The organism is Endozoicomonas sp. PH6C (assembly GCF_059322965.1).
The window spans coordinates 1,119,548-1,144,765 of record NZ_CP185342.1 but is presented as its reverse complement, the minus strand read 5'-3'; the positions used below and the strand labels follow the sequence as shown (position 1 = coordinate 1,144,765).

The following is a 25,218-nucleotide window of genomic DNA, read 5'->3' as shown; positions in this document are numbered from 1 at the left end:
ACCTGACCGGCAATAGTCATTGCCCGCAGGATGCCCTTAGACTGAAGTGGTCGCATGACGAACATTCCAGACCCTACGAAAAACGGGTCGATTCTCATTATAGCTCATGCAAACAGCATCTAACGTAAAACAGAGCCAGCAAGCCTGCATAACAATCTCCATGCTCATCACGGGAGTTAGAAAGCACAACTGGCATAACTTATGGAAAAAAGCTTTCTCTGTGATTATCGACTTTGCCCCAGAAATGTTTTATGAGTGTGTATCGACATCAACAGACCAAAGCCAGCCATCAGAGTAGCCAGCGAGGTCCCTCCCCGGCTGACCAGAGGCAGAGGTACCCCGACCACGGGGAGCAGGCCGCTCACCATACCAATATTAACGAAGATGTAGACAAAAAACGTCAGTGTAATACTACCTGCGAGCAGTCTGCCAAACAGAGTCTGAGCCTTGAGCGTTATAAACAGGCCTCGACCAATAATCAGTGCGTATAATGCCAGAAGAACCAGACATCCCATCAGGCCGAACTCTTCTGCCAGCACTGCAATAATAAAATCAGTATGACTTTCCGGCAGAAAATCCAGATGCGACTGAGTTCCCAAAAGCCAGCCCTTGCCGTATAGCCCACCCGATCCTATGGCAATTTTTGACTGGATAATATTCCAGCCCGCACCCCAGGGATCACTCTGGGGATTGAGAAAGGTTAATACCCGCTGCTTCTGATAATTGAGCATGACAAAGTGCCAGAAGCCCCAAACAGAAGGAACAGCCAGCATAATGGCAGAAAAAATCAGCCGTTTCCTCAACCCGGCCAGCAATAATATAAACAGACCTGAAGCACCAATCAGCAGGGAGGTCCCCAGGTCGGGCTGCCTGGCAATCAACACGACCGGAATACCAATCAGAATCAGTACCAGCGCAATATCTTTTAGAGAAGGTGGCAACTGTCGTTTCGAAAGATAACTCGCCACCACAATCGGCATAATCAGCTTGATGATTTCTGAGGGCTGAAACCGTATGAAAGGCAATTGAATCCAACGCTGTGCGCCCTTGGAATGAATGCCCAGAAACAGCACAGCGACCAAGAGAATGACACCGCCAACATATATCCATGGTGACAACCGCATCAGCAGTCGGGGTGAAACCTGGGCAATGATGATCATTCCAACAAAACCAATGAGCATATAGACGGCCTGTCGAATAACAATGCTCATATCCTGTCCACTGGCACTGTATAGAACGAACAGACCGGCTCCACAAACAATGACCACAAACCCTGTCAGCATAAAGTCGATATGCAGACGCTCTGACCAGTCCGGTGCCCTGTGAAAGCCCTGTCCTTCATTCAGCTGACGAACAAAATCCTGGCCGGTCATTGTGCGGTCCCCTTGTTTTCAGCACTGGTTTTCTCCTGTTCGGCCCTGGCGAGTTTGGGAAGGAGATAAAAGTCCATCACCTCCCGGGCTATGTTGGCAGCACCATTATTGTTCTCCAATACCACAGCCATCGCTATCTGGGGATCTTCAACAGGCGCAAAGGCCACAAAAAGACTATGGTCCCGCTCGAATTCCTTGAGTTTCTCAGCATCATATTCTTCACCCTGAGGAATACTGACCACTTGGGCAGTACCTGTTTTTCCTGCCATTCGATACTTCAGGCCACGACCAATTCGCCAGTAAGCCGTGCCCCGATTGTAACTGACCACTTTTTCCATAGCATTGATGACCAACCCCCAATGCTGGTCATCCAGCTCAATGTCGTCCCCCCATTCGGGGCTTTGCAATTCCGGAATGTCTTCTTTCACCAGACGAGGCTCAACATGTTTCCCCCGGTTGGCAATCAGGGTAACCAGTTCTGCTAATTGCATGGGAGTCGTCAGCATGTAGCCCTGGCCAATGATGGCAATCACCGTTTCCCCGGGATACCAGGGCTGACCATAAGCGCCTTGTTTCCACTCTGTTGAAGGCAGCAAACCTGCTCTTTCTTCATGAATGTCAATACCGCTACTGCGCCCCATCCCGAACTGGCTGAGAAAATCATGGAGACGGTCAATCCCCATTTTTTCAGCCACCTTGTAGAAAAAAGTATCGTTGGAACGCAGGATTGCCCGATTCAGATCAATCCAGCCGTCACCCTTACGGTTCCAGTTACGGAAACGGTGCTCACTGCCCGGAAGTTGGAACCAACCTTTGTCATAGATTTTGTCATTCTTATCCACCACGTTATTGTCCAGCAGACCCAGAGCTACCAGAGGCTTGATCGTGGAAGCCGGCGGGTACTCACCCAATGTCGCACGATTATAGAGCGGCTTTTCGATGTCCGTATTCAGATCATTGAAAGTAGCGTAATCGATTCCGGTCACAAACAGATTGGGATCGAACGCCGGATTACTGACCATAGCCATGACACCACCAGTTTTGGGATCCAGAGCCACCACGGACCCCCTTCTTCCCTGCATTGCCTGAATAGCTGCATTTTGCAGATCGGTATCAATAAACAGCTGCAAATCTTTGCCAGGGATGGGATTAACCCGGTTCAGAACCCTGGTCACCCGACCACGGGCATTGACTTCAACTTCCTGGTAGCCCGGCTTACCTAAGAGTACAGGCTCATAAAAACGTTCCAGACCGATCTTACCGACAGTGTATGTGCCGTTATAGAGAGCCGGATCGAGGTTTTTTAACTCACGCTCGTTGATTCGCCCCACATAACCGACACTATGGGCGAAAGCGTCGCTTTCAGGGTATTCACGAACCAGTTCGGCATTAATCTCGACACCCGGCAGGCGAAACTGGTTTACAGCAATCAGCGCAACCTGCTCGTCGTTCAGCCGAAATTTGAGGGGGACCGATTCAAAAGGCCTGCGTCGTTTTATCTGCTGCAGGAAACGACTGCGCTCAGTCTCGGTAACAGTAATTAACCGGGCAATCTCGTCGAGCAGCTGATCAAGATCTTCTACGCGCTCCCGAACAATAGCCAGTGTCTGACTGGAGCGGTTGGTTGCCAGCAATCGGTTATTTCGGTCATAGATCAGTCCCCGAACCGGAGGCACTGTCTGCAAAAGAACACGGTTTTCTTCCGACTGGGTGGCCAGTTCATCGTATTGAACCACCTGCAGATAGAAAAGTCTGGAAATCAGCACCATGACTAAAAGGATCGTGAAGACCAGTGCTAACCAGACTCGAATGCTGACAATCCGTTGCTCTGCTTTGTGGTCCTTTAAGGTATTCACCGGCATCTGTATAACTGTCTATTTATGATAGGGGTGATTCTTGAGGATACTCCAGGCACGATAGACCTGTTCAGCAACAACGACCCTGACCAGGGGGTGAGGTAACGTCAATGGCGATAACGACCATCTGAGATCGGCCCGGGCCATCACACTGGGATGAAGCCCTTCTGGCCCTCCGACCATGAGGCTGACATTTCGGCCAGAATGCATCCACCCTCCCATATTGTCTGCCAGTTTATCCGTCGACCAGGGCTTCCCTGTGATTTCCATGGTCACTATCAGGTCACCCTGGCCGACTGTACTCAGCATTTGTCCAGCTTCTTTTTCCTGCAGGCGACTGATGTCAGCACCCTTGCCGCGCCGGTTCAACGGAATCTCAATCAGATCCAGTTTGAGGTCAGAACCCAGGCGACGACTGTATTCCCTGTAGCCCTCATCAACCCAGGGTGGCATTTTCGAGCCAACGGAGATCAGACGAACACGCATCAGGACTGCTCTGTAGCCCGCTGCTCCTCGCTGGCCTCCCAGAGGCGTTCAAGATCATAGAATGCACGGGTAGCTGGCATCATAACATGCACTACAACGTCACCCATGTCGACCAAAACCCATTCGGATTTCTCCTGGCCTTCTGTACCCAGTGGACGAACACCATTTTGCTTGCACTTATCGATTACATTGTCTGCTACAGACTTCACATGACGGTTGGAAGTACCGCTGGCGATAATCATGTAATCGGTCACGCTGGTCAGCCCGGAAACATCAAGAGAGGTAATGTCGTTACCTTTCATTTCTTCAATAGCATCAATGACCAGTTGCTTCAGTTGTTCAGATTGCATATATCTCTTTAGAACTCGATAAAAAACCAAAAGCCTGACCATGAATTGTACAGGCTTTTGTCATAATTGTTTGCTGATTAAGTACCTAAGTACCTAACCAGTGATTATTATGTACCATAATTAACCGCCACCTTGAGTGATGGCAATTCGTTATTTCCGGATATGACCATCGCCTAATACTACATATTTCCGGGATGTCAGCCCCTCCAGCCCCACAGGACCACGGGCATGAATTTTGTCCGTTGAAATACCAATCTCAGCACCCAGCCCATACTCAAAGCCGTCCGCAAACCGGGTAGAGGCATTGATCATAACAGAGCTGGAGTCTACTTCTCTCAGGAAGTCCCGGCCCCGGGTATAACTCTCGGTGATGATCGCATCGGTATGATGAGAGCCATAGCGATTAATATGCTCGATAGCTTCATTCATATCAGCGACCAACTTAATGGATAGCACCGGTGCCAGATACTCTGTCTGCCAGTCTTCTTCGGTGGCGGCCAAAGCATCCGGAACCTCGTCACAAACCTCTGCACAGCCTCTGAGCTCAACCCCCAATTTCCGCAAGCGCTGAGCCAGTTCCGGCAGTATATCGGCCGCAACAGCCCTGTTTATCAGCAGGGTCTCCATGGCATTGCATACACCATAGCGGTGGGTTTTGGCATTCACAGCAATGGCCAGTGCTTTCTCCCGATCTGCCAGATCATCAATATAAACATGGCAAATGCCATCCAGATGCTTGATAACAGGCACCCTGGCATCACGACTGATACGTTCGATCAGACCTTTGCCACCCCTTGGAACGATGACATCTACATATTCGGGCATACTGATCAGAGTTCCCACTGCTTCACGGTCAGTGGTCTCTACCACCTGAACCGCTGCTTCTGGCAAGCCAGCCGATACCAGGCCCTTCTGAATGCATTGGGCAATCGCCTTGTTAGAAGCAATTGACTCACTGCCTCCACGCAGAATCACAGCATTACCGGATTTCAGACAGAGACTGGCAGCCTCAATGGTTACGTTGGGTCGAGACTCATAGATAATGCCTATAACCCCCAAAGGGACTCGCATTTTACCCACCTGAATACCACTGGGTACATATTTGAGGTCATCAATCGTACCCACTGGATCAGGCAACGAAGCCACCTGATTCAGGTTCTCGATCATGGTATCAATGCGGGCATCTGTCAGTTCCAGGCGATCCAGCAATGCTGCATCCAGCCCTCGCCCCCGCCCGTTTTCCAGGTCCACAGCGTTAGCTTCACGCAGTAGCGGTCGAGTTGCTTCCAGCTCAGTGGCGATCGCCAGCAGAGCTCTGTTTTTCAGGCCAGTATCCGCTTTGGCTAGTTGTGCACTGGCTTCCCGGGCCTTTTTGCCCAGTTCATGCATGTACTCTGTTACCTGTTCAGTCACTGCGTGCTCCTTGTTCAGCCGGGCATTATAACCTGCCGACGGTTATACAGGAATGCTGCTATGCCTGCATAGTACCTCTGGACAGCAAAGTACCTCTGGACAGCAAAGTACCTCTGGACAGCAAAGTACCCCTGGACAGCAAACTTTCTGAATTTTACCCAGCGTCGCCCGATAGCATAGCCTTTGCTGCTAAGTGCGATCGAAGCAGCTTTAATCCTGAATGCAAATTGATTGGAATCAGGATGCTACGTGATCCCATAGCCTGAGGTGTGGGAAAAGCAGAGTTGTGAAGCTCTCCCAACGAGTTGTCGCAGTGCAAATGTCTGCTATCTTGATGGCTTCAGACAGAGGGAGTATGAAGTATCAAAACTATTCTCATATTATTTGCACTATTTATACAACCTGCTTTACCAGATACAGTCTTATGTGAACTGGGGGTCTTTCATCAAGTGAGGGAAAAACACTATATCCTTCGACATATTCAGAAAGAAACTGGTAAATATCTATGGACCCGGTCATATCCCGATGGCCGACACTATTGCATACCGTCGTATGTTTCCCCCTTGATCGGAGGTTATATTTTTGTATGTTTCGATGATAACTGCATTTATTATGAAGTCCTCTCGCATAATTGCCCGACCGAAGGCTCATATTCTCCTCCTGCTCACCCATCATTTGGTTGCCATTTAAGAGATGGAGCGAGGGGAGTCAGGCAATCGGCATTGTAAACTCAAAAATAGTGCCGCCCTCAGGGTGACGATTGAACGTCAGTCGTCCACCATGTGATTGAATAATCGAGTGGCAAACGGTCAGACCGATCCCCATACCATCTGACTTGGTGGTGTAGAAAGGCGTGAACAGTTTTTCTTCTGCATCAGCAGCCAGTCCATAACCCCGGTCAATGACGGATACCTTGACGAACCGATCATCGATCTGCTCTGCCTTAACCCAGACACCTATGTCCCGGGTGTCCTGATCTCTCATGGCTTCCATACCATTGCGAATCAGGTTCAAAGCCACCTGCTGAATCTGCACCGGGTCCACTTTCACCTCTGGCAGGTTCTGAGCCACCTCAGTATGAATTTCCATACTGTTATTTCGAGCATCCACCTCAGCCAGCTTGACGGTATCGCTAATCAGCTTGATCGGATCGACACAACCCAGAACGTGATCAGGCTTTTTAACAAATGAGCGAATGCGGGCAATGATCTCACCGGCACGACGGGCCTGAATATTAATTTTGTCCATAGCCTCATAAAGTGAATCGTAAACATCGTCGTCTTTATGTTCCAGCCTGACCATCATGCGCTTGGCTACCTGAGCGTAGTTGGAAATTGCGGTCAGAGGCTGGTTCACTTCATGGGCAAAACCTGCGGCCATCTCTCCCATGATACTCAAACGGGAAACATGGGTCAGTTTTTCCTTCTGGGTCTCCAGTTCGTCCAGAGCCTTCTGCAACGCTGCCTGTCCAAGCTTTTTGCTGCTGATGTCAGTAAAGACCACCACGGCACCGCTGGGCTGTCCCTCTTCCATAATGGGAGTGCATGAATAACTGACCGGGAATGATGAGCCCTCTTTATGCCAGAAGAGTGCATCGTCCACCCTTATGCTGACCCCTTTACTCAATGCCTCCTGAATAGGAGCCAGATGCAGACTGCGTGCTTCCTCTCCGGCTTCATCCAGCATCAGTTCAATCAGGCTACGACTGATGAGGGTGTCCATGGGCCAGCCCGTCATAATGGAAGCGGCTGCATTGGCAAAGGTGATTCGCCCCCTGCTGTCCAGACCAAAGATACCTTCGTTCATGCTTTCCAGAATACGGGCCTTGTCAGCTTCAAGCTGTCGATTGCGGGCAGAAAGCGCCTGCTCCAGTCGATGTATCTTGAGCTGGGTTTCTACCCGGGCAATCACTTCTTCGGCCTGAAAAGGTTTGGAGATAAAGTCAACGGCACCCGTTTCCAAACCTCGAACCTTGTCCTTGGTGTCATCAAGGGCTGATAGAAAAATCACGGTAATATTGCTGGTAGCCGGATCTTCTTTCAGCTGACGGCACACTTCATAGCCGTCCATGCCTGGCATCATGATATCCAGCAAAACCAGCGCTGGCTTGGCCTTGTGAGCAATCCTCACAGCACTTTCACCGTTTTTCGCAATAAGAAGCTTGTAGCCTCGTCCACTGAGGGTCTGCAGCAGCACCTGCAAGTTGGTAGGGTTGTCATCCACCAGGAGAATGCGTTCTACATCATCAACCGTTTCCGGAGGAGTGTCTGCCACGTACATAGTTTTCGCCAATTCGTTAGTCACAGCTGGAAAAAGCATAGTCGAAGAAGTGCGCCATTCTGACAGAATTTGCCCTGCAGGGCATGGGATCTTTACATACTTAACGATGTGCTTTTTTGCGTTTTTACGGCGCTCAACCAGGAGACCGACAGAGAATAGCGCGTCCGGGCGACCCCCTAGGAGCCTGACCGAGAATAGCGCCCGTCTAGGCGACCCCGTAGCGAGGACGGCAGAAAATTGAGGATGAAAATTTGGTTTTGTGAGGAGAATAGCGAGCTATTTGACGAACAAAAGCGGATTTTCAGACCAATTTGCTGCCGCCGCACGACTGCATGGATGCAGGAGCTAGAGCAACGCAGGAGCAGTTGCCGCGAAGGGCAGTCTATTCTCGGTCTAATGGGATGGTCCGCCCCTCCTAAACGGCTTCAAATGAGCCAAAATGGAGTTAACCATTTAAACAGGATTAACCGGAGCGAACCACCCATGACTATTTCAGTACTTGGTATCGATATTGGCAAGAACAACTTTCACCTGTTTGGTGTTGATGAGCAGGGTAGCAAAGTCATCAGAAAGAAGTCGTCCAGGAAGAACCTTCTAGAGTACGTGGCAAATCTGGAGCCATGCATTATCGCTATGGAAGCTTGTGGTGGTGCTCACTATTTGGCTCGGTTATTCAAGAACTATGAGCATACTGTCAAGCTGATTTCACCTCAATTTGTCAAGCCTTATGTCAAGACCAACAAAAATGACTACAACGATGCTGAAGCGATTGCAGAAGCAGCTTCACGGCCCAGCATGCGTTTTGTACCTGTTAAAACATCAGAGCAGCAGGCCTGGCAACTTCTGCACCGCTATCGTCAACAAGCGGTTGATCAGAGAACTGCCCTGGTTAACCAGATCCGGGGGTCACTATTGGAAGAAGGTATTGTAGTTGCCCAGGGTATTGGTAAAGTTCGTGCACAGCTTCCACGAATTCTGGAAGATGCTGAAAATGGACTCCATTCGCTGACTCGTGAGCTGCTACATGGTTTATCAGAAGAGTTGGCCAGTCTTGACAAGCGTATTCAACAGTATGACCAGAAAATTCAGGAGCTAGCAAAAAACGACGACGAATGTCGTCGAATGATGACTATGCCGGGTATCGGAGCCATCACTGCCACAGCATTGAAGGCAGCCATTGGTGATGCGACGTATTTTAAATCTGGTCGACACCTTGCCGCATGGATGGGATTAGTTCCAAGACAGCATTCCACAGGCGGTAAGTCAGTCCTGCTGGGCATCAGTAAACGGGGTGATAAATACCTGCGCACATTATTGATACACGGCGCACGTTCGGTACTCCACTGCCTCAAAAATAAGGATGACCGCTGTAAAAAATGGGTTAGCCAACTTAATGAGCGCAGCAATCACAACGTTGCCGCCGTTGGTCTGGCTAATAAAATGGCTCGGATTGTCTGGGTCATCATGACCCGAAATGAAGTTTACAAGGCTGCATAATGAAGTAAAGGCGGCAGCGGCAAAGTAAAGCATAAGCTTAATCAAAGGGGACCCCCCCGCAGATTGCGATGAGCATGTACAGTTGATGGCAAACAGGTAAAAACCGGCAACCTGAAACCTGATAGGAGCCTTGACCCTTGAGGCCGTCGGACTGATAAGGCCAGGTTGCGCGGATACCCATCAGGGCCAGAGGGTTAGACCTCATGAATAGGCCGTATATATGATTGCAGTTATCTTTGTTTGCTAATTAACAAAACAGGCTCTTGCAAAACGGGGCGGACCATATAAGGCTCCTAGCGAGGACGCCTAAGTTCAATAAGCCCCCGGGGCCTTGATAGGTATCAGTCCGTCAGCTTCTCCTGATAATCACATTTATTCACTTTATCTGCTGCAGGAATGAGTTCACCATCCTCGTCGAGATCAGCAGGTTTGCGTTTTCGATCTCTTCTGTTGTGATCCGACAGGTCTTGAGGTTTTTTGCAGACCATCACGGACGCTCGTTGCAGGCCATCCTCGATTACGCCTGGGTTAGGGTCTTGTTGCTTCTTGTGGGCACTTCTTTTGTGAGACCACAAGCTTTGAGCATTCTTATAGACTTTCCCGCATGGCTGCTGCTGACCATCAGCGCAGACCACAGTCACGTCACAGCTTTTCTGTCCGGTGTGGCATTTATTTTTGTGACTCGTCAGGGCTATCGCACTCTTAAAGACCTTCCTGCATGACTGCTGCTGGCCATCCTCCCCGGTCACGGTTGAGTCACAGATTTTTTCGCCGCTGTGGCATGTGCTTTTGTGTATCGACAGAGCTTTAGCATTCTTGCTGAGCTGCCCGCATAGCCGCTGCTGACCATCCTCTCCGACCAGGATCGCACAGATTCGCTGCTCGCTGTGGCATTTGCTTTTGTGATATATAAGGGCCCTGTGATTCTTGCAGAACGTCCCGCATGGCCGCAGCTGACCATCCTCCCCGAACACAATCACCTCACAGACTTGCCCGCTGTGGTAGTTTCTTTTATGGTCTGACAGAGCTCCGGCACTCTTACAGACCTTCCCGCATCGTCGCTGCCCGTCATCCTCCTCAAACATGATTATCTCACAAGTTTTTTGCCCGGAGTGTTTTCCTCTTTTATGGTTCACCAAGGCTCTGGCATTGTTGCAGAGCTTCCCGCATGGCCGCTGCCGACCATCCTCCCCGACCACTAGCACTTCACAGGTTTGTTGCCCGCTGTGGTAACTTCTTTTGTGCTTTGACACGGCTACAGCATTCTTGCAGTGATTGCTGCATGGCCGCAACTGACCCTCCTCCCCGACCACGACCACTTTACAGGCTCGTTTTCTGGAGTGTTCTTGTCTTTTGTGATACCTCAGTTTTTTTGTATTTGTGAAGAGCCTCCCACATGACCGCTGCTGGCCGTCCTCCGCAACCACAACCACATCACAGGTTCGTTCCCCGGAGTGTTCTTCTCTTTTGTGATATTCCAGGCAGTTAGTATTCATGAAGAGCTTCCCGCATGGCCGCTGCTGACCGTCCTCCCCGAATACGATCACTTCACAGGTTTTTTGCCCTTTGTGGTATTTACTTTTGTGATCCGACAGGGCGCCAGCATTCTTGCAAATCTTTCCGCATCGCCGCTGCTGGCCGTCCTCCCCGACTTCGATCTGATCACAGGTTTTTTGCCCGGTGTGGAATGTGCGTTTGTGATTCACCAGGGATCCAGCATTCTTGTAGACCATCCCGCATGGCCCCTGCTGGCCGTCCTCCCTCATCACGGTCAGGTCACAGACTTTTGGCCCGGTGTGGCATCGTCTTTTATGACTCGACAGGCTTATGGCATTCTTAAAGACCTTACCACATGGCTGCTGCTCGCCGCCCTTCAGGACCACGGTCAACTCACAGATTTTTTGACCACTGTCGGCTTTAGCTTGTAGTGCGCCTGTCAGGGAAAGATGAGCTTGACTTTGATCCAACTGGGATGACTTAAAGGTGGTTTGCTGTGTTTCTGAAGAATTAAGCGTAAAGGCAAGTTCGTGTTTTCCAAGAAGACGCTGCAGATCAAGTGACCCATTAGTGGCCGTTAAATCATCGGCAATGGAAGACAAATACCCGAGCATTTGCACATCATCATCGATTGACTCAGTAGCGTCAATGGCATTCTGGATTAAGTCTGCAAAATGACCATCAATGTCATCAAATTGTGGACCAGAATCGAATGGAAGCTGAATGTCAGAAAAATCATTGAATGTTCTGAAAAGAGGGTTTTGACGGGACTCCATAGCTTTTGCAGGATCAAAATGCCCCATGCAACCTGAGCAGTGTCCGGTAGCCAAGTGAGGGCATGAGCTTTTCAGGGTATTCAGGGGCCATTCAGCAGGCTCACTGCTACCAGATAAGGGGTGCAATTGACAAAAGCCATAACAGGGATGGACGAAACAATTTAAACCCAAAGTGTGCAGGTGTTGCTGGTCGCCTCCGTTTCCGCCGTTATAGTCATTATTCAGAGGGCTGATAAAAGAGCTCATAAGTGGCAGAGTGGCTTTTGGGGCTGGCTGGCTGGATGATTCTGACGACTGATATTGCGGTGAGTTCTCTCCGGAGCCAAACGCTGCAGTGATGGTTGCAAACCGGTGATCACCCTCTGTCATTATAGATGTCACCTGTTGTTCAATCATGCCAAACAGTCGTGTATCGGGATTCCAATAGTTTTTTAAAAACCAGGCAACAGCGACAAGCACTTCTGAAGGAAGCGATAAATAAGGAGTGGTGATTCTGGTTGCCACTTTTGTGGTCACGCTCATTTCGTAAGCAATAAGCAGATTTGTAGCGTAAAGCCATTGCCACGAAATCGACTCAATGATGGTTTTTTCTATTCCACAACCAGGTGACCTATTTCGCTTTTTACAAGGTGGCAAATATGATTGTTCGTAGTCGTTTATACGGGCAATATCTGATGGGTTGCCCGACAACGTATGCCAGTCAGATTTTATAGAAAAGTTTTGTTTTGGGGAACCTGCATCCTGTTCAAGCTCGACAATAAAACGTCTTGTCAACGATCCGGCCTGACAGATGACAGACAACGACAGCAGCAGTAACAGCAGTGCCACAAAGAGTGAGTGTTTAATAATTCTATCCTTGCATTCCGGTTTACAGAGAGGAAGGATAGATCAAGAAAACAAGCCTGTTTTCTGTCAAAACGCTCAAAAATCATACTCCTGGCGGCAGAAGGTAAAACTGATAATGCCACTCGTTGGAGTACTCGTTCCATGACTGCTGTCAGCGATGGCGGTGAAGCCAGCGTTCGACCAATCTGGAAGGCAAATGACCACTTGAAGAGACGTTCAAAGTCTCTTTCTTACCTGATCAACTTGTCAGGTCGCTGATAACCTGACCAAAAAGGCGGCTGCCAGGACGTTGAAAGGTATTAGTCCGCCAGCTTCTCCTGGTAATCACACTTATTCACTTTATTTCCCGGAGGACTGAGTTCCTCGTCCAGATCAGCAGGCTTGCGTTTTCGATCTCTTCTTTTGTGATCCGACAGGGCTTTAGCGTTCTTGCAGACTTTCCTGCATGGCCGCTGCTGACTATCCGCCCCTACCACAGTCACTTCACAGGTTTGTTGCCCTCTGTGGTTTTTACTTTTGTGATTCGACAGGGCTTTAGCATTCTTGCAGAGCTTCCCGCATGGCCGCTGCTGACCATCCTCCCCGACCACGATCACTTCACAGGTTTGTTGCCCTCTGTGGTATTTACTTTTGTGATCCGACAGGGCTCCAGCACTCTTACAGACCTTCCCGCATGGTCGCTGCTGGCCATCCTCAGCAAACATGATCACTTCACAGGCTTGTTGCCCTCTGTGGTATTTACTTTTGTGATCCGACAGGGCTTTAGCACTCTTGGCGAGCTTCCCGCATGACCGCTGCTGGCCATCCTCGCCGATCAGGATCACTTCACAGGTTCGTTGCCCGGAGTGTTCTCTACTTTTGTGATTCGATAAGGCTCCAGGGCTCTTGAAGACCTTCTCGCATGGCCGCTGCTGGCTGTCCTCCCCGACCACTCTCAGGTAACAGGTTTTTTGACCGCGGTGGTATTTGCTTTTGTGATTCGACAGGGCTCTGGCATTCTTAAAGACCTTCTCGCATGGCCGCTGCTGGCCTTCCTCCCCGACCACGGTCATCTGACAGACTTTTTGCCCGGTGTGGCATTTGCTTTTGTGATTCGCCAGGGATCTGGCGTTCTTGTAGACTGTCCCACACGGTCGTTGCTGGCCGTTCTGCCCGACCACGGTCAACTCACAGGTTTTTTGACTAGTGTCGGTTTTAGCTTGTACTGCGCCTGTTCGGGAAAGATGAGGTTGGCGATCCAATTGGGATGATCTGGAGATGCTTTGCTCTGTCTCTGAAGGGTTAAGCGTAAAGGTAAGCTCGTCTTCTTTGAGAAGACGCTGTAGATCAAGTGACCCATTAACGACCGAAAAATCATCAGCAATAGAAAACAGATGCCCGGGCATTGGCACATCATCATTGAGTGACCGGTTAGCGTCAATGGCATTCTGGATCAAGTCTATAAGGTGACCATCAATGCCATCAAAGGGTAGCTCGGACTCGAACGGGAACTGAATGTCAGAAAGATCATGCAATGTATTGAAAAAAGGGTTTTGATGGGACTCCAAAGCATATGCAGGATCAAAATGCCTCATGCAACTTGAGCAGTGTCCGGTAGCCAGGTGAACGCATGAGCTTGCCAGAGTATTCAGGGGCCATTCAGCGGGCTCACTGCTCTCGGACAAGGGGAGCAATTGACAAAATCCATGACAAGGATGAATGAAACAATTTAAACCCAAAGTGTGCAGGTGTTGCTGATCGCCTCCGTTGCCACCGTCGTAGTCATTATTCAGGGGTCTAATAAAAGAGCTTATAGATGGCAGGGTGGCTTTTGAGGCTGGCTGGCCGGATGGTTCTGACGACTGATATTGCGGTGAGCTCTCTCCGGAGCCATACACTGCAGTGATGGTTACAAACGGATGATCCCCCACTGTCATTATAGATGTCACCTGTTGTTCAATCTTGCTAAACAGCCGTGTATCGGGCTTGCAATAGTTTTTTAAAAACCAGGCAACAGCGACAAGTACTTCTAAAGGAAGCCATAAATAAGGAGTTGCGATCTTGGGTCCCACTTTTGTGGTCACGAACAGTTTGTAAGCAATCAGCAGATTCGAAGCGTAAAGCCACTGCCACGAAATTGACTCGATGATGGTCTTTTCTATTCCATAATCAGGTGATCTATGTCGTTTTTTATCAGGTAGCAAATCTGGTTGTTCATAGTCGTTTATGTGGGCAATATCTGATGGGTTGCCCAACAACGTATGCCCGCCAGGTTTTATAGAAAAGTTTTGTTTTGGTGAACCTCCATCCTGTTCAAGCTCGACAATAAAACGTCTTGTCAACGATCCTGCCGGACAGATGACAGACAACGACAGTAGCAGTAACAGCAATGCCGCAAAGAGTGAGTGTTTAATAATTCTATCTCTGCATTCCGGTTTACAGAGAGGAAGAATAGATCAGGAAAATAAACCTGGTTTCTGCATAAACGCTCAGACATCATACTCCTGTGCCCATTGGGAATCTTACTCGGAATAGCGCGTCTAGGCGACCCCGTCTAGGCGACCCCGTCCAGGCCGACCCCGCATAGGTGACGCTTAAAGCCGATAAGCTCCCGGGGCGCTGACAGGTATCAGTCCGTCAGCTTCCTCTGGTAATCACACTTATTCACTTTATCTGCAGAAGGACTGAGATCATCGTCCTAGTCCAGATCAGCAGACTTGCGTTTTCGACCTCTCCTTTTGTAATCCGACAGACATCGTGGATAGTAGCAGACCGTCGCGTATGGTCGTTGCTGGCCAACAGTTACTTTAGGGTTTTGTTGCTCGCTCTGGTCGTTTCTTTTGTGATTCAACAGAGCTTTAGCATTCTTGCAGTCTCTCCCCCATGGCTGCTGCTGACCATCCGCCCCGACTACGATCACATTGCTGGTTCGTTGTCGGCTGTGGTATGTTTTTTTGTGATACATCAGGGCCTTAGCATTCTTGCAGAGCTTCCCGCATGGCCGCCTCTGACCATCCACCCCGAACACGATCACTTTACAGGTTTGTTTCCCGCTGTGGTATTTGCTTTTGTGATCCGACAGGGCAGCAGCGCTCTTGAAGACCCTTCCGCATGGCCGCTGCTGACCACCCTCCCCACCCACGATCACTGTACAGGTTCGTTGCCCGGAGTGTTCTCTTCTTTTGTGATTTGCCAGGATTATAGCATTCTTGCAGATTTTCCCGCATGGCCCCTGCCGAACATCCTTCCCGAACACAATCACTTCACAGGTTTGTTGCCCTCTGTGGTATTTACTTTTGTGATCTATCAGGGCTTTAGCATTCTTGCAAAGCTTTCCGCATGGCCGCTGCTGACTGCCCTCCCCGAAAACGATCTCTTCACAGGTTCGTTGCCCAGTGTGGTATTTACTTTTGTGATCCGTCAGGGCTTTAGCATTCTTGCAAAGCTTTCCGCATGGCCGCTGCTGGCCGCCCTCCCCGACTTCGGTCAGGTCACAGACTTTTTGCCCGGTGTGGTATGAGCTTTTGTGATTTGCCAGGGCTCCAGTACTCTTCAAGACCTTCCCGCATGGCCGCTGCTGGCCGTCCTCCCCGACCACGGTCAGGCTACAGATTCTTTGACTGGTGTGGTATTTGCGTTTGTGATCCGACAGAGCTCTGGCACTCTTAAAGCCCCTCCGGCATGGCCGCTGTTGGCCGTCCTTACCGACCACGACCACCTCACAGGTTTCTTGACCGCTGTCGGCTTTAGCTTCTGCTGTACCTGTCCGGAAAAGATGAAATGGTTTCTGATTCAATAGGGACGACTTAGAGGTGGTTTGTTGTGTTTCTGAAGGGCTAAGCGTAAAGGCAACCTCGTCTTCTTTGAGAAAACGCTGTAGATCGAGTGACTTATTAATGACCGCAAAATCATCAGCAATAGAAGACAAGTGCCCGACCATTGGCACATCACCATTGAGTGACCCGGTAGCGTCAATGGTATTCTGGATTAAGCCTGTAAGTTGACCATCAAATAGTGGATCAGAATCGAATGGGAGCTGAATGTCAGAAAGATCATTCAATGTTTTGAAAAGAGGGTTTTGACTGGAATCCCCAGCATATGCTTTATCAAAATGCCTCATGCAACTTGAACAGTATCCAATAGCGACGTGAACGCATGCGCTTTCCAGGGTATTCCGGGGCCATTCAGCAGGCTCACTGCTACCGGATACGGTGTACAATTGACAAAAGCCATGACAGGGATAGACGAAACAATTTAAACCCAAAGTGTGCAGCTGTTGCTGATGGCCTCCGTTTCCCCCGTTATAGTCATTATTCAGGGGTCTAATAAAAGAGCTTATAGACGGCAGGGTGGCTTTTGAGGCTGGCTGACTGGATGATTCTGACGACTGGTATCCTGGTGAGTTCTCTGTGGAGCCAAACACTGCGGTGATGGTTGCAAACCGGTGATCCACCCGTGTCATCATAGATGTTGCCTGTTGTTCGATCGGGCCAGACAGCCGCATATCAGGCCTCCAATAGTTTTTTAAAAGCCAGGCAAACGCGACAAGCGCTTCCAAAGGCAGCCATAAATAAGGGTCGGTGTTCATGGGAGCCACTTTTGTGGTAACGAACAGTTCGTAAGCAATCAGCAGATTCGAAGCATAAAGCCATTGCCAGGAAATCGACTCAATGATGGTCTTTTCTGTTCCATAACCAGATGAACTATGTCGTTTTTTATCAGGTGGCAAATCTGCTTCTGCATAGTCGTTTGTGTGGGCAATATCTGATGGGTTGGCCGACAACGTATGCCAGTCGGGTTTTATAGAAAAGTTTTGTTTTGGGGAGCCTGCATCTCGTTCAAACTCTACAATAAAGCGTCTTGTCAACGATCCGGCCTGACAGATAACAGACAACGACAGTAGCAGTGACAGCAGTGCTGCAAAGGGTGAGTGCTTAATAATTCTATCTCTGCATTCCGGTTTACAGAAAGGAAGGATAGATCAAGAAAATAAACATGTTTTCTGCCAAAACGCTCAAAAATCATACTCCTGTGCCCCTTGGGAGTATGACTGGGAATAGCGCATCCAGGCGACCCCATCCAGGCGACCACAGAGGACGCTTAAGCCCGATAAGCTCCAGGGGCGTTCAGGTATCAATCCGTCAGCTTCCCCTGATAATCACGCTTACTCACTTTACCTCCCGGAGGACTGAGTTCAGCGTCCTCGCCCAAAGCAGGCTGGCGTTTTCGATCTCTTCTTTTGTGATACGACAGGGTTTGAGGTTTTTTGCAGGCGGACCCGGACGACCGTTGCTGGCCATCCTCGATTAAGGTCAGGTTACGGTTTTGTTTCTCTTTGTGGGCCTTTCTTTTGTGATGCCACATGACTCTGGCATTCTTGCAGAGTTTCCCGCATGGCTGCTGCTGACCGTCCGCACCGACCACGATCACTTTACAGCTTCGTAGCCCGCTGTGGTATTTGCTTTTGTGTTCTGACAAGGCTAGAGCACTCTTATAGACCTTCCCGCATGATCGCTGCTGGCCATCCTCCCCGAATACCATCACTTTGCAGCTTTGTTGCCCGCTGTGGTATTTTCTTTTGTGATCCGACAGGGCTCCAGCGCTCTTGAAGACCTTCCCGCATGGTCGCTGCTGGCCATCCTCAGCAAACATGATCACTTCACAGGTTTGTTGCCCTCTGTGGTATTTACTTTTGTGATCCGATAGGGCTTTAGCATTCTTGTAGAGCTTCCCGCATGGCCGCTGTTGACCATCCTCCCCGAACACGATCACTTTACAAGTTTGTTGCCCGGAGTGTTTTCCTCTTCTGTGGTTTGCCAGGACTATAGAATTCTTGCAGAGTTTCCCGCATGGCTGCAGCTGACCATCCTCCCCGGCCACCATCACCTCACAGGTTTGTAGCACGGAGTGTTCTTCTCTTTTGTGATCTATCAGGGTTCTGGCATTCTCGAAGAGCTCACCGCACGGCCGCTGCTGGCCATCCTCTCCGAACACGATCACTTCGCAGGTCCGTTGCCCTCTGTGGTATTTATTTTTGTGATCCGACAGAGCTCTAACACTCTTGGCGGGCTTCCCGCATGGCCGCTGCTGGCCATCCTCCCCGACCAGGATCACTTCACAGATTCGTTGCCCTGAGTGTTCTCCACTTTTTTTGTGATTCGATAAGGCTCCTGCGTTCTTGAAGATCTTCCCGCATGGCCGCTGCTGGCCGTCCTCCCCGACCACTTCCAGGTAACAGTTTTTTTGACCGCGGTGGTATTTGCTTTTGTGATTCGACAGGGCTCCGGCACTCTTAAAGACCTTCCTGCATGGCCGCTGCTGGCCGTCCTCCCCAACCAGGGTCAGCTCACAGACTTTTTGCCCGGTGTGGCATTTGCTTTTGTGATTCGCCAGGTATCTGGCATTCTTGTAGACCATGCCACACGGCCGTTGCAGGCCGTCCTGTCCGACCACGGTCAACTCACAGGTTTTTTGACTAGTGTCGGCTTTGGCTTTTACTGCACCTGTTCGGGAAAGATGAGGTTGGCGATCCAATTGGGATGACTTGGAGGTGGTTTGTTGTGTCTCTAAAGGGTTAAGCGTAAAGGCAACCTCGTCTTCTTTCAGAAGACGCTGTTGATCGAGCGACCTATTAATGACCGCAAAATCATCAGCAATAGAAGACAAGTGCCCGACCATTGGCACATCATCATTGAGTGACCCGGTAGCGTCAATGGTATTCTGGATTAAGCCTGTAAGGTGACCATCAAATAGTGGATCAGAATCGAATGGGAGCTGAATGTCAGAAAGATCATTCAATGTTTTGAAAAGAGGGTTTTGACTGGAATCCCCAGCATATGCTTTATCAAAATGCCTCATGCAACTTGAACAGTATCCAATAGCGACGTGAACGCATGCGCTTTCCAGGGTATTCCGGGGCCATTCAGCAGGCTCACTGCTACCGGATACGGTGTACAATCGACAAAAGCCATGACAGGGATGGACGAAACAATTTAAACCCAAAGTGTGCAGCTGTTGCTGATGGCCTCCGTTTCCCCCGTTATAGTCATTATTCAGGGGGCTAATAAAAGAGCTCATAAGCGACAGTGTGGCTTTTGGGGCTGGCTGACTGGATGATTCTGACGACTGGTATCCTGGTGAGTTCTCTGTGGAGCCAAACACTGCGGTGATGGTTGCAAACCGGTGATCCACCCGTGTCATCATAGATGTTGCCTGTTGTTCGATCGGGCCAGACAGCCGCATATCAGGCCTCCAATAGTTTTTTAAAAGCCAGGCAAACGCGACAAGCGCTTCCAAAGGCAGCCATAAATAAGGGTCGGTGTTCATGGGAGCCACTTTTGTGGTAACGAACAGTTCGTAAGCAATCAGCAGATTCGAAGCATAAAGCCATTGCCAGGAAATCGACTCAATGATGGTCTTTTCTGTTCCATAACCAGATGAACTATGTCGTTTTTTATCAGGTGGCAAATCTGCTTCTGCATAGTCGTTTGTGTGGGCAATATCTGATGGGTTGGCCGACAACGTATGCCAGTCGGGTTTTATAGAAAAGTTTTGTTTTGGGGAGCCTGCATCTCGTTCAAACTCTACAATAAAGCGTCTTGTCAACGATCCGGCCTGACAGATAACAGACAACGACAGTAGCAGTGACAGCAGTGCTGCAAAGGGTGAGTGCTTAATAATTCTATCTCTGCATTCCGGTTTACAGAAAGGAAGGATAGATCAAGAAAATAAACATGTTTTCTGCCAAAACGCTCAAAAATCATACTCCTGTGCCCCTTGGGAGTATGACTGGGAATAGCGCATCCAGGCGACCCCATCTAGGCGACCCCATCTAGGCGACCCCATCTAGGCGACCCCATCTAGGCGACCCCATCCAGGCGACCACAGAGGACGCTTAAGCCCGATAAGCTCCAGAGGCGTTCAGGTATCAGTCCGTCATCTTCCCCTGATAATCACGCTTATTCACTTTACCTCCCGGAGGACTGAGTTCATCGTTCTCGCCCAAAGCAGGCTTGCGTTTTCGATCTCTTCTTTTGTTGCAGGAAAGGGTTTGAGGTTTTTTGCAGGCCGTCCCAGACGACAGCTGCTGGCCATCCTCCCCGAACACGATCACTTCACAGGTTCGTTGCCCGGAGTGTTCTCTTCTTTTGTGATATAACAGGCTGTTAGCATTCATGAAGGGTTTCCCGCATTGTCGCCGCTGACCATCCTCCCCGACCACGATCATTGCACAAGCTTTTTGCCCTCTGTGGTATTTACCTTTGTGATCCGCCAGGGCTTTAGCATTCTGGCAAAGCTTTCCACATGGCCGCTGCTGGCCGTCCTTCGCGACTTTGGTCAGATCACAGACTTTTTGCCCGGTGTGGCATTTGATTTTGTGATTCGCCAGGGCGCCAGCATTCTTGCTAACCATCCCGCACGGCCGCTGCTGGCCGTCCTCCTCGACAACGGTCAGGTCACAGGTTTTTTGCCCCGTGTGGTATCTGCTTTTGTGATTCTCCAGTGATCCAGCATTCTTGAAGACCATCCCGCATGGCCGCTGCTGGCCGTCCTTGCGGACTTCGATCAGATCACAGACTTTTTGCCCGGTGTGGCATTTGCTTTTGTGACTCCACAGGGCTCGAGCATTCTTATAGACCTTCTCGCATGGCCGCTGCTGGCCGTCCTCCCCGACCACGGTCAGGTCACAGGTTTTTTGCCCCGTGTGGTATCTGCTTTTGTGATTCTCCAGTGATCCAACATTCTTGAAGACCATCCCGCATGGCCGCTGCTCACCGTCTTTCCCGACCACGCTCAGACCGCAGACTTTTTGCCCGGTGTGGCACTTGCTTTTGTGATTCCCCAGAGCTCGAACACTCTTAAAGACCTTCCCGCATGGCCGCTGCTGGCCGTCCTTCCCTGACACGATCACTTCACAGGTTTTCTGGGCGCTGTCAGCTTTAGCTTGCGCTGCGTCTGTCCGGGAAAGATGAGGTAGGCTCTGATCCAATCGGGATGACTTAGAGGTGGTTTGTTGTGTTTCTGAATGTTTAAGCTTAAAGGCAGGCTCATCTTCTTTAGGAAGACGCTGTAGATCGAGTGACCTATTAATGATCGCAAAATCATCAGCACTGGAAGACAGATGCCCGGGCGTTGGCACATCATCATTGAGTAACCCGTTAGCGTCAATGGTATTCTGGACTAAGCCTGTAAGGTGATCATCAATGCCTTCAAATGTTGGCTCAAGCTCGAGCGGGAGGTGAATATCAGAAAGATCATGCAATGTATTGAAAAAAGGATTTTGACAGGACTCCTCAACATATGCAGGATCAAAATGCTTCATGCAACCTGGGCAGTGTCCAGTAGCCAGGTGGACACATGAGCTTTTCAGGGTATTCAGGGGCCATTCAGCGGGCTTACCGAAGGATAAGGGTTGCAATTGACAAAAGCCATAACAGGGATGAATGAAACAATTTAAACCCAAAGTGTGCAGGTGTTGCTGATCGCCTCCGTTTCCGCCGCTATAGTCATCATTCAGAGGGTTAATAAAAGAGCTTATAAGCGTTAGGGTGGCTTTTGGGGCTTGCTGACTGGATGATTCTGACGACTGGTATTGTAGTGAGTTCTCTCCAGAGCCAAACACTGCGGTGATGGTTGCAAACCGGTACTCCCAACGTGTCAGCATAATAGATGCCGCCTGTTGTTCAATCGGGCTAAACAGCCGTGTATCGCGCCTCCAATAGTTTTTTAAAAGCAAGGCAACAGCGACAGACACTTCCAAAGACAGCCATAAATAAAGGGCGGCGCTCATGGGAGCCACCTTTGTGGTAACGAACAGTTCGTAAGCAATCAACAGATTCGAAGCGTAAAGCCATTGCCACGAAATCGACTCAATGATGGTCTTTTCTATGACATAACCATATAAACTGTGTCGTTTTTTAACAGGTGGCAAATCTGGTTCTGAATAGTCGTTTATGTGGGCAACATCTGGTGGGTTGCCCGACAACGTACGCCAGTCACGCTTTATAGAAAAGTTTTGTTTTGGCGAGTCTGCATCCCGTTCAAGCTCGACAATTAAGCGTCTTGTCAACGATCCGGCCTGACAGATGACAGACAACGACAGTAGCAGTGCCAACAGTGCCGCAAAGGGTGAGTGTTTAATAATTCTATCTCTGCATTCCGGTTTACAGAGAGGAAGGATAGATCAAGAAAATAAATATGTTTTCTGTCAAAAGCCTCAAAAATCCTGCTCCTATGCTTACTGGCAGTCTGACAAAAAATAGCGCATCCAGGCGACCCCGTCCAGGCGACCCCGTGCAGAGGACACTTAAGTCCGATAAGCTCCCGGAGCGTTGATAGATATCAGTCCGTCAGCTTCCCCTGGTAATCACACTTATTCACTTTATCTGCAGGAGGACTGAGTTCATCGTCCTCGCCCACAGGATGCTTGCGTTTTCGATCTCTTCTTTTGTGATTTGATAGAACTTGAGGTTTTTTGCAGACCGTCTGTCGACCATCCTCGATTACGGTTAGCTGCCAGTGTTGTTGCTTGCTGTGGACTTTTGTTTTGTGATTCGACAGGGCTTTAGCATTCTTGCAGACTTTCCTGCATGGTCGCTGCTGGCCATCCTTCCCTATCACGGTTGAGTCACAGGTTTGTTCCCCGGTGTGGCATATGCTTTTGTGGATCGACAGGGCATGAGCATTGATGCAGAGCTGCCCGCATGGTCGCTGCTGACCATCCTCCCTGAACACGTTCACTGTACAGGATTCTTGCCTGCTGTGGTGTTTAATTTTGTGATATCTCAGTGCTCTGGCATTCTTGCAGAGCCGCCCGCATGGCCGCTGCTGACCATCATCCCCGAGCAGGTTCACTTTACAGGCTTCTTGCCCGCTGTGGTAATTACTTTTGTGGTCTAACAGGGCTACGGTATTCTTACAGACCTTCCCGCATGGTCGCTGCTGACCATCCTCCCCGACCATAATCAAGACACAGGTTTTTTGCCCGGTGTGCCATGTGTTTTTGTGATTCGAGAGGGTCTTAACATTCTTGCAGAGCTTCCCGCATGGCCGCTGTTGACCATCCTCCCCGACCACGGTCACTTTACAGATTTGTTGCCCTCTGTGGTATTCACTTTTATGGCTCGACAGGACTCCAGCATTCTTACAGACCTTCCCGCATGGTCGCTGCTGACCATCCTCCCCGACTACAGTCACTTCACAGGTTTGTTGCACGCTGTGGTATTTAGTTTTGTGATAATTCAGTGCACTGGCATTCTTGCAGAGCCACCCGCATGGCCGCTGCTGACCACCCTCCACGAACACGATCACTTTACAGGTTTGTTGCCCGCTGTGGCATTTACTTTTGTGGCCCCAGAGGGCTTTAATGTTCTTAAGGACCTTACCGCATGGTCGCTGCTGGCCATCCTCCCCGACCACGCTCTGACCACAGACTTTTTGCCCGGTATGGTATTTGCTCTTGTGATTCGCCAGGGCTCCATCACTCTTAAAGAACTTCCCGCATGGCCGCTGCTGGCCGTCCTCCCCGACCACGGTCACCTCACAGGCTTTTTGAGCTCTTTCGGCTTTAGCCTTTACTGCGCCTGTCCGGGAAAGATGAGGTTGGCTTTGCGCCAATTCGGATGACTCAGCGGTGGTTTGTTGTATTTCTGAAGGGCTAAGCGTAAAGGCCTGCTCGTCTTCTTTGAAAAGATGCTCTAGATCGAGTGACCCATTAATGACCGCAATATCATCGGCAATGGAAGACAGATGCCCGAGCATTGGCACATCATCATTGAGTGACCCGGGAGCGTCAATGGCATCATGGATTAAGTCTGTGAGGTTACCATCACTGCCACCAAATAGTGGATCAGAATCCAATAGGAGCTGAATGTCAGAAAGTTCATGCAATGTATTGATAAGAGGGTTTTGACGGAACTCCGCAGCATATTCAGGATCAAAATGCCTCATACAACTTGAGCAGTGTCCAGTAGTCTGGTGAACGCATGAGCTTTCCATGGTATTCAGTGGCCATTCAGCGGGCCTGCTGCTATCGGACAGGGGCTGCAATTGACAAAAGCCATGACAGGGATGAATAAAACAATTTAAACCCAGGGTGTGCTGGTGTTGCTGATCGCCTCCATTTCCGCCGCTATAGTCATTATTCAGGGGCCTGATAAAAGAGCTTATAGACGGCAGTGTGGCTTTTGTGGCTTGCTGGCTGGATGATTCTGACGACTGGTATTGTGGTGAGTTCTCTCCAGAACCAAACACAGTGATGATGGTTGCAAGCCGTTCCCCCCAGCGTATCAACAAAGATGTCGCCTGTTGTTCAATTGGGCTAAACAGCCGTATATCAGGCTTCCAATAGTTTTTAAAAAGCCAGGCAACAGCGACAGGCACTTCCAAAGGCAGCCATAAATAAGGCTCGTCACTCATGAGGGTCACTTTTGTGGTAACGAACAGTCCATAAGCAATCAGCAGATTCGAAGCGTAAAGCCATTGCCACGAAATCGACTCAATGCTGGTCTTTTCCATTCCATAACAAGATGAACTATGTCGTCTTTTATCAGGTGGCAAATATGGTTCTTCATAGTCGTTTATGTGGGCAACATCTGATGGGTTGCCCGACAACGTATGCCAGTCACGTTTTACAGAAGAGTTTTGTTTTGGGGAGCCTGCATCCTGTTCAAGCTCGACAATAAAACGTCTTGTCAACGATCCGGCCTGACAGATGACAGACAACGACAGTAGCAGTGACAGCAGCGTCGCAAAGGGTGGGTGTTTAATAATTCTATCTCTGCATTCCGGTTTACAGAGAGGAAGGATAGATCAGGGAAATAAACCTGGCTTCTGCTAAAACGCTCAAACATCATACTCCTGTCCC

The 25,218-nt window shown here is 49.7% G+C and carries 13 protein-coding genes; 1 reads left to right on the top strand and 12 read right to left on the bottom strand.

The window, feature by feature from the left end; all coding sequences use genetic code 11:
- Window positions 1-224: 224 nt before the first annotated feature.
- The 6 genes from rodA to ACOMG9_RS04435 all read right to left on the bottom strand — a co-directional run bounded on the left by rodA (window position 225) and on the right by ACOMG9_RS04435 (window position 7,797).
- Window positions 225-1,373 carry a rod shape-determining protein RodA gene (gene rodA, locus ACOMG9_RS04460; protein ID WP_422132483.1) on the bottom strand — a complete coding sequence of 383 codons (1,149 nt, stop codon included), beginning with the start codon at window positions 1,371-1,373 and terminating at the stop codon, window positions 225-227.
- Window positions 1,370-3,235: a penicillin-binding protein 2 gene (mrdA, locus tag ACOMG9_RS04455; RefSeq protein WP_422132482.1), complete on the bottom strand. Its 1,866-nt coding sequence runs from the start codon at window positions 3,233-3,235 to the stop codon at window positions 1,370-1,372. The genes rodA and mrdA overlap by 4 nt, the downstream gene beginning before the upstream one ends.
- 12 nt (window positions 3,236-3,247) lie before the next feature.
- A complete protein-coding gene (gene rlmH, locus ACOMG9_RS04450; protein WP_422132481.1) occupies window positions 3,248-3,715 on the bottom strand; it encodes a 23S rRNA (pseudouridine(1915)-N(3))-methyltransferase RlmH in 468 nt (155 codons plus the stop codon).
- The gene (gene rsfS / locus ACOMG9_RS04445) at window positions 3,715-4,065 is read right to left on the bottom strand and encodes a ribosome silencing factor (protein WP_422137175.1); all 351 of its coding nucleotides are present in this window, start codon (window positions 4,063-4,065) and stop codon (window positions 3,715-3,717) included. Before rsfS ends, rlmH begins: the two co-directional genes overlap by 1 nt.
- Window positions 4,066-4,215: 150 nt before the next feature.
- Window positions 4,216-5,478 (bottom strand): glutamate-5-semialdehyde dehydrogenase, encoded by a 1,263-nt coding sequence (locus tag ACOMG9_RS04440; RefSeq protein ID WP_448215944.1) that lies wholly within the window; start codon window positions 5,476-5,478, stop codon window positions 4,216-4,218.
- A gap of 708 nt (window positions 5,479-6,186) precedes the next feature.
- Window positions 6,187-7,797, bottom strand: a complete 1,611-nt coding sequence (locus tag ACOMG9_RS04435) for an ATP-binding response regulator (RefSeq protein WP_448215943.1) — start codon at window positions 7,795-7,797, stop codon at window positions 6,187-6,189.
- Between the two features lie 444 nt (window positions 7,798-8,241).
- Here ACOMG9_RS04435 and ACOMG9_RS04430 point away from each other — a divergent pair, with 444 nt between their 5' ends.
- On the top strand, window positions 8,242-9,255 hold the full coding sequence (locus ACOMG9_RS04430; protein WP_448215063.1) for an IS110 family RNA-guided transposase: 1,014 nt from the start codon (window positions 8,242-8,244) through the stop codon (window positions 9,253-9,255).
- Between the two features lie 341 nt (window positions 9,256-9,596).
- Here ACOMG9_RS04430 and ACOMG9_RS04425 read toward each other — a convergent pair whose 3' ends face one another.
- The 6 genes from ACOMG9_RS04425 to ACOMG9_RS04400 all read right to left on the bottom strand — a co-directional run bounded on the left by ACOMG9_RS04425 (window position 9,597) and on the right by ACOMG9_RS04400 (window position 25,049).
- Window positions 9,597-12,356 (bottom strand): hypothetical protein, encoded by a 2,760-nt coding sequence (locus ACOMG9_RS04425; protein ID WP_494529849.1) that lies wholly within the window; start codon window positions 12,354-12,356, stop codon window positions 9,597-9,599.
- A 317-nt stretch (window positions 12,357-12,673) separates the two neighbouring features.
- Window positions 12,674-14,695 (bottom strand): hypothetical protein, encoded by a 2,022-nt coding sequence (locus ACOMG9_RS04420; protein WP_448215941.1) that lies wholly within the window; start codon window positions 14,693-14,695, stop codon window positions 12,674-12,676.
- 356 nt (window positions 14,696-15,051) lie between these two features.
- Window positions 15,052-17,220: a hypothetical protein gene (locus ACOMG9_RS04415; RefSeq protein WP_448215940.1), complete on the bottom strand. Its 2,169-nt coding sequence runs from the start codon at window positions 17,218-17,220 to the stop codon at window positions 15,052-15,054.
- A gap of 266 nt (window positions 17,221-17,486) precedes the next feature.
- A complete protein-coding gene (locus tag ACOMG9_RS04410) occupies window positions 17,487-19,958 on the bottom strand; it encodes a hypothetical protein (RefSeq protein WP_494529848.1) in 2,472 nt (823 codons plus the stop codon).
- Between the two features lie 322 nt (window positions 19,959-20,280).
- On the bottom strand, window positions 20,281-22,422 hold the full coding sequence (locus ACOMG9_RS04405) for a hypothetical protein (RefSeq protein WP_448215938.1): 2,142 nt from the start codon (window positions 22,420-22,422) through the stop codon (window positions 20,281-20,283).
- Between the two features lie 272 nt (window positions 22,423-22,694).
- Window positions 22,695-25,049 (bottom strand): hypothetical protein, encoded by a 2,355-nt coding sequence (locus tag ACOMG9_RS04400; protein ID WP_494529847.1) that lies wholly within the window; start codon window positions 25,047-25,049, stop codon window positions 22,695-22,697.
- Between the last annotated feature and the right edge of the window lie 169 nt (window positions 25,050-25,218).

Bases quoted from the DNA above. Each gene is read 5' to 3' on its own strand.
- rodA (WP_422132483.1), bottom strand. From the start codon at position 1,373: ATGACCGGCCAGGATTTTGTTCGTCAGCTGAATGAAGGACAGGGCTTT.
- mrdA (WP_422132482.1), bottom strand. From the start codon at position 3,235: ATGCCGGTGAATACCTTAAAGGACCACAAAGCAGAGCAACGGATTGTC.
- rlmH (WP_422132481.1), bottom strand. From the start codon at position 3,715: ATGCGTGTTCGTCTGATCTCCGTTGGCTCGAAAATGCCACCCTGGGTT.
- rsfS (WP_422137175.1), bottom strand. From the start codon at position 4,065: ATGCAATCTGAACAACTGAAGCAACTGGTCATTGATGCTATTGAAGAA.
- ACOMG9_RS04435 (WP_448215943.1), bottom strand. From the start codon at position 7,797: ATGCTTTTTCCAGCTGTGACTAACGAATTGGCGAAAACTATGTACGTG.
- ACOMG9_RS04430 (WP_448215063.1), top strand. From the start codon at position 8,242: ATGACTATTTCAGTACTTGGTATCGATATTGGCAAGAACAACTTTCAC.